This is a genomic window from Planococcus sp. S3-L1 (assembly GCF_030063085.1).
Lineage (GTDB): Bacteria > Bacillota > Bacilli > Bacillales_A > Planococcaceae > Planococcus > Planococcus kocurii.
Genome location: NZ_JASISN010000043.1, coordinates 1 through 4,423, shown reverse-complemented (window position 1 = coordinate 4,423; position 4,423 = coordinate 1). Strand labels below are relative to the sequence as shown.

The following is a 4,423-nucleotide window of genomic DNA, read 5'->3' as shown; positions in this document are numbered from 1 at the left end:
CAATTGAGACGGTGACCTGTTCATGACGGTGATTTTTGACGGGACCAATCATGGGACTTCGCTCCTTCTTTTTTCTTTCAGTTTACATCAAAAAAGTATCGAAATAAACAAAAAAAGACTGTCGAGAAACCTCGACAGTTTTTTTGCTTTTCGTTCCAGCCGGACGCTTTCCGCGGGTACGGCCTCAGCCGCTTCGTCGCTGGCGCTCCTGCAGGGTCTTCGGCTCGTGCTGTTCCCGCAGGAGTCGCCTGTCTCCACTACACTCGTGTTTTTAACTATTCAATTCGAGCGAATCGGCGTATACTGACAAAAAAAGGAGTGAGCGAACCATGTTGGGTTCTGTTCAAAATCACCGTCATGACAAAACCACGGTAACCATTGATGAGCTAGTGCCACGTGATCACTTCCTTCGGGCCGTTGATGCATTGATTGATTTCTCCTTCATTGAACGGATTACCACGCTTTATTATTGTGCTGATAATGGACGCCCGTCCATTGCACCCGTGACCCTTTTTAAAATGTTATTTCTCAAAGAAGCGGATATGGCGCAAGATAAAGGGGATATTGCCAAAGCAATCCGTGCCTATTCAAAGCTAATTGAAATGAACTGCTACAGCGCTACAGATGTTTCAAATTTTTATGAATTTCGAGCAGACCTCACCTTTAAGGAATATGACGACAGAGAGAGTGCATTCAGCGATCTTAATCATTCTATTGTTAATAACCCTTTAAATGATCGGTCTATAGCAAAGCAAGGAATTCTATGGTATCTACTCAATGATTTTAAAAAGGCAGAAACCAGTGCTCAGAATGCGCTAGACCTCAACCCTACTAATGAAACAGCATTAATGCTTTTGGATTGGTTAAATAATAATCAAGAAATGCAAAATTAAGAGGAGGAATTGAAATGGAAACTATTCAACTGATTTTGATAGTGATTGTGACCATTGGGTTATTTATGCTTTACCATAAAATGTTCAGAGTTTATTACTTTGGATTCGCAGGCATAGCCTCAGTGATTGGTGGTTGTTTGCTAATTGCTGCAGTTTTAGTAGCAGTCTTTTTTACGTATATTTGGTGGTTTATTGCACTTGGTACTATTGGCTTTGTAGTCTTTACCTATGTTAAAAGCAAGAGCGCTGACCCAGCTTAATTAGAGAAAGCTTGAATTTCTAAAATTTCATTGTATAAATTTAAAAAGGTAGGATATCCTGTCCTACCTTTTTTGATATAAGGCTGTAAAAAATTTATTAAAATAAAATAACTAGTGGAGGTATTGAAAATGACCAGAGATGAATTAGCTAGACGTTTAAAGGAAATGTATACAAATGCTAAGGAAGGAGAGAAGGCAGTAAATATTCACTTGTTTGGAATCATATATGGAGAATATATTCTTAATCATGGTTATAAACCTAAGGACATTGTTCAGGCTTCAGGGCTTAATGTTTCTTATGCTGCTGAAGTGAATAAAGGTGTCAATCTTTCAAAATACGTTGCAGTAAAGAATAAAGATAAGCAATGAGCATTTTAAATAACATTTCTTCAACTCACTACGATTGTATAAAAATATTTTTAAAGTGTAAATTAGGCCATAACATTCGCGGCCATAAAATTATACAAGAATGGGGATTAAAATGTCTTCTTCATATACAAAAATTTATAATTTATTGCGAAGTTCAGAAGCTAATCCATATGAGGACTACCTAACTGAAATTATTGCACCGCTTTTTGAGCAGAAAAATATATTGAGTAGTTTCTTCAAACAATTTGCTGGTATAAACTTGATTGATATCCATGATATTAAAGTACACACCCAAAAGACATACAAGAAATTACTTACACATGTTACAGACAGCAGACCTGATTTAGTCATCACCTTTAGGCAAGGTGAAATCCGTAAGCTTGTTTTTGTTGAAAACAAGCTTAGTAGTGGAGAAGGACATTTACAATTGCAACGTTACCAAGAACACCTTCAGCAAAGCGAAAAAGCGGGCTTCTCTACACACTTTTTTTACATTACAAAATATTTCGACCCTAAACAGATAGAAAAATCCTCTACTCCGTTCTGTCAACTGCAGTGGTTTCAAGTGTTTACTTGGCTTCAAGAAAATTATAAAGCTGATTTATACTGCAACCAAATTTTAAAGTATATGGAGGAGATAGAATTGAATAAATCAAGAACATTTTTACCACAAGACGTTTATTCTGTTCAGAATTTAGGAAAGACGATTTCAATGTTAGATCAATGTTTGAATGGAAAAACAAGTCACTCTTTTGTAAGGTTTTTCGGGAAACCCAAACCATGGGGAAACCGAGCAATTGAACTTCGCGATTATAACCGATATGTAATTAGGAATGACCAAAGTGATTGGAAATTTGTAGGGTGTGGTTTTACATTCGAAGATAGTGATTATCCGGAAGTGGCAGTTTTTATTGAAGTTAACGCAAATAGTGAATATAAAACTGTGCTAATGAGTGCTTTTGAAGAATTTGAAAAAATAAATGAAGGGTGGACTTTCCAAAGACCAGAAGATCAAAATGACGACTTCATGCTTTATGCGAGTAAATCAGTCATTCAGTTTCTAGCAGAAAAAGATCATATTGAAGCAATAGAAAAATTTTTCATTGATAAGTTAACAGAACTAAATAAACTAAAAGGAAACTTACCAGAATTACAATGGATTGTAAATGAACAGGAAACTCTATCAGCTGATGACGAGGTTGCGATTTAAAAAAGACTAACAGGAATAGGAATTTATAAAAGTTCTTTAATAAAAAAATTGTAAGCTATTTGCAATCAAGTTATAATTATTTTGAACCTGTGGAGTCCTTGTTCGGCTTAGAATCGATTAATCAAGGGCATACTAGTTCTGTAGGAACTAGTATACTTTTTAGTAACACATATTCGCAAAAGAGTTCAGTAAACTTACTGAACTCTTTTTGTATATAAAGATGAAATAAAAGCAGGGCTATTGCTAACGTGAGTAATTGTTCTGTTTTAAATAATGAGTTGTAAAGTTAAATACATTGGGTTAAATATTTGGGAAGAGGTAATTTATGAGTGAAATAAAAAAATTGAAACAAATCTCTTATAAAGAATTACTAATTGAAGTACATGAAGTATATGAATTGTTGCATAAAATATCAAAATCAGATATTAGAATCACTTTTTATATTTCAACGTCGCTTATTCCGTATTTAAGTTTTGTATGTGATAGTTTGGATTTTTTTCATGAAGGAACAAATAAAGTTCATTCAAGTTGGTATAAAGACATAAAAGGAACATCTATACAAAAAATAATCAAGGAAAACCGTAGTACTTTAAAGTTATACTCAGAGCATAAAAAGAATAAAGTTATTCCGAAATTAGAAGATGACACTTCCCTTTTTAATAATTTTTTAATTGGTGATTATAATTTAAAGCAAAAATTAGTTATAAAATTATTTGGTCAGCATGATTTGGGGATATATTCCTTTAGAAATATTGATTACGCTAACACTTATCAATTATTTAAAAATTCTAAAGCTCTTTATACTATTAATCATGAATTTAAAGGTTCTGTGATGGAAGAATTTACAATGGTACTTGCCAATTATATTTCCCAATCGACTATATATCCCGTCAGTAAAATTCCCAATAAGATTTTTTCTTTTCCTGAGGATTTTACTCACGAAAACGTTTATTTTAAAGATTCTAAACGTTTTAATGCCTTTAGTAATAAAGAAGATAAATATTGGCGGCTTTTTTTATATAACTACTACTGTCAAAATAATTTTATAAGGAATATTTTCCCGATAGTATTGGGAGTTCGCCAAAACTTTTATTTTCGAATGAAATTTTGTACTTATCTACTATCAATTAAAGGTTTAGATTTACTATCAAATAAAGTTCCGGAACTTAAGGAAAAACACCCTGATATTAATGAATTAATTAAAATTAGAGAGACTATCGTTCCGATAAAATCCGATTTAAGGAACAACCTTTTTCATTATGAAATTGTAGGTATTCCATATGAAACATTTAATGAAAAAGAAAATCTCTTTAAGCAAATGATAGAGTATTCGGTTGGGACATCGTTTGAAGAGTTCGAGAATCAAATAGATCATGAATTAGATAAATATCAAAAATTAGTAAATGAAATTTTATTTTAAATTATTTGAATCAATTTCATAAATCGCCCTTTTAAAAAAGTGTAGACGGTTTCTCGGACCATTTTTCCTGTTTTTAAAATTTAAGCGGCTGCTAAAGCACGGTTTCTAGCGACTTTCAAACGATCGCTCGCCAATCGGGACGCATTGTAAATCAACGAAACGAGTTCAAAATGGACTTTCGCTTTCTTGCCTGTCCGGTGTCGAACATTATTCAAATCGAAATACTCCTTCAAGTAAGCGTTGACGCGTTCCACTGCGGCGCGCTGTTTAT

The 4,423-nt window shown here is 33.4% G+C and carries 5 protein-coding genes and 1 pseudogene; 5 read left to right on the top strand and 1 reads right to left on the bottom strand.

The genetic code is table 11. The features are described from left to right. Nucleotides 1–329 precede the first annotated feature (329 nt). The 5 genes from QMF37_RS18345 to QMF37_RS18090 all read left to right on the top strand — a co-directional run bounded on the left by QMF37_RS18345 (nucleotide 330) and on the right by QMF37_RS18090 (nucleotide 4,152). A complete protein-coding gene (locus QMF37_RS18345) occupies nucleotides 330–893 on the top strand; it encodes a tetratricopeptide repeat protein (protein ID WP_151897523.1) in 564 nt (187 codons plus the stop codon). A 14-nt stretch (nucleotides 894–907) separates the two neighbouring features. Continuing rightward, complete coding sequence (locus QMF37_RS18105) at nucleotides 908–1,153, top strand: hypothetical protein (protein ID WP_071152939.1); 246 nt, start codon at nucleotides 908–910, stop codon at nucleotides 1,151–1,153. A 129-nt stretch (nucleotides 1,154–1,282) separates the two neighbouring features. Further along, nucleotides 1,283–1,522 carry an HTH-like domain-containing protein gene (locus QMF37_RS18100; protein ID WP_071152938.1) on the top strand — a complete coding sequence of 80 codons (240 nt, stop codon included), beginning with the start codon at nucleotides 1,283–1,285 and terminating at the stop codon, nucleotides 1,520–1,522. A 112-nt stretch (nucleotides 1,523–1,634) separates the two neighbouring features. Next, complete coding sequence (locus QMF37_RS18095; RefSeq protein WP_071152937.1) at nucleotides 1,635–2,732, top strand: PD-(D/E)XK nuclease family protein; 1,098 nt, start codon at nucleotides 1,635–1,637, stop codon at nucleotides 2,730–2,732. Nucleotides 2,733–3,057: 325 nt separating this feature from the next. Continuing rightward, nucleotides 3,058–4,152: a hypothetical protein gene (locus QMF37_RS18090; protein ID WP_078080802.1), complete on the top strand. Its 1,095-nt coding sequence runs from the start codon at nucleotides 3,058–3,060 to the stop codon at nucleotides 4,150–4,152. A gap of 80 nt (nucleotides 4,153–4,232) precedes the next feature. Here the strand turns inward: QMF37_RS18090 and QMF37_RS18085 are convergent. Continuing rightward, nucleotides 4,233–4,423: pseudogene (locus QMF37_RS18085) on the bottom strand (IS5/IS1182 family transposase); the annotation flags it as partial.

Bases quoted from the DNA above. Each gene is read 5' to 3' on its own strand.
- QMF37_RS18345 (WP_151897523.1), top strand. From the start codon at position 330: ATGTTGGGTTCTGTTCAAAATCACCGTCATGACAAAACCACGGTAACC.
- QMF37_RS18105 (WP_071152939.1), top strand. From the start codon at position 908: ATGGAAACTATTCAACTGATTTTGATAGTGATTGTGACCATTGGGTTA.
- QMF37_RS18100 (WP_071152938.1), top strand. From the start codon at position 1,283: ATGACCAGAGATGAATTAGCTAGACGTTTAAAGGAAATGTATACAAAT.
- QMF37_RS18095 (WP_071152937.1), top strand. From the start codon at position 1,635: ATGTCTTCTTCATATACAAAAATTTATAATTTATTGCGAAGTTCAGAA.
- QMF37_RS18090 (WP_078080802.1), top strand. From the start codon at position 3,058: ATGAGTGAAATAAAAAAATTGAAACAAATCTCTTATAAAGAATTACTA.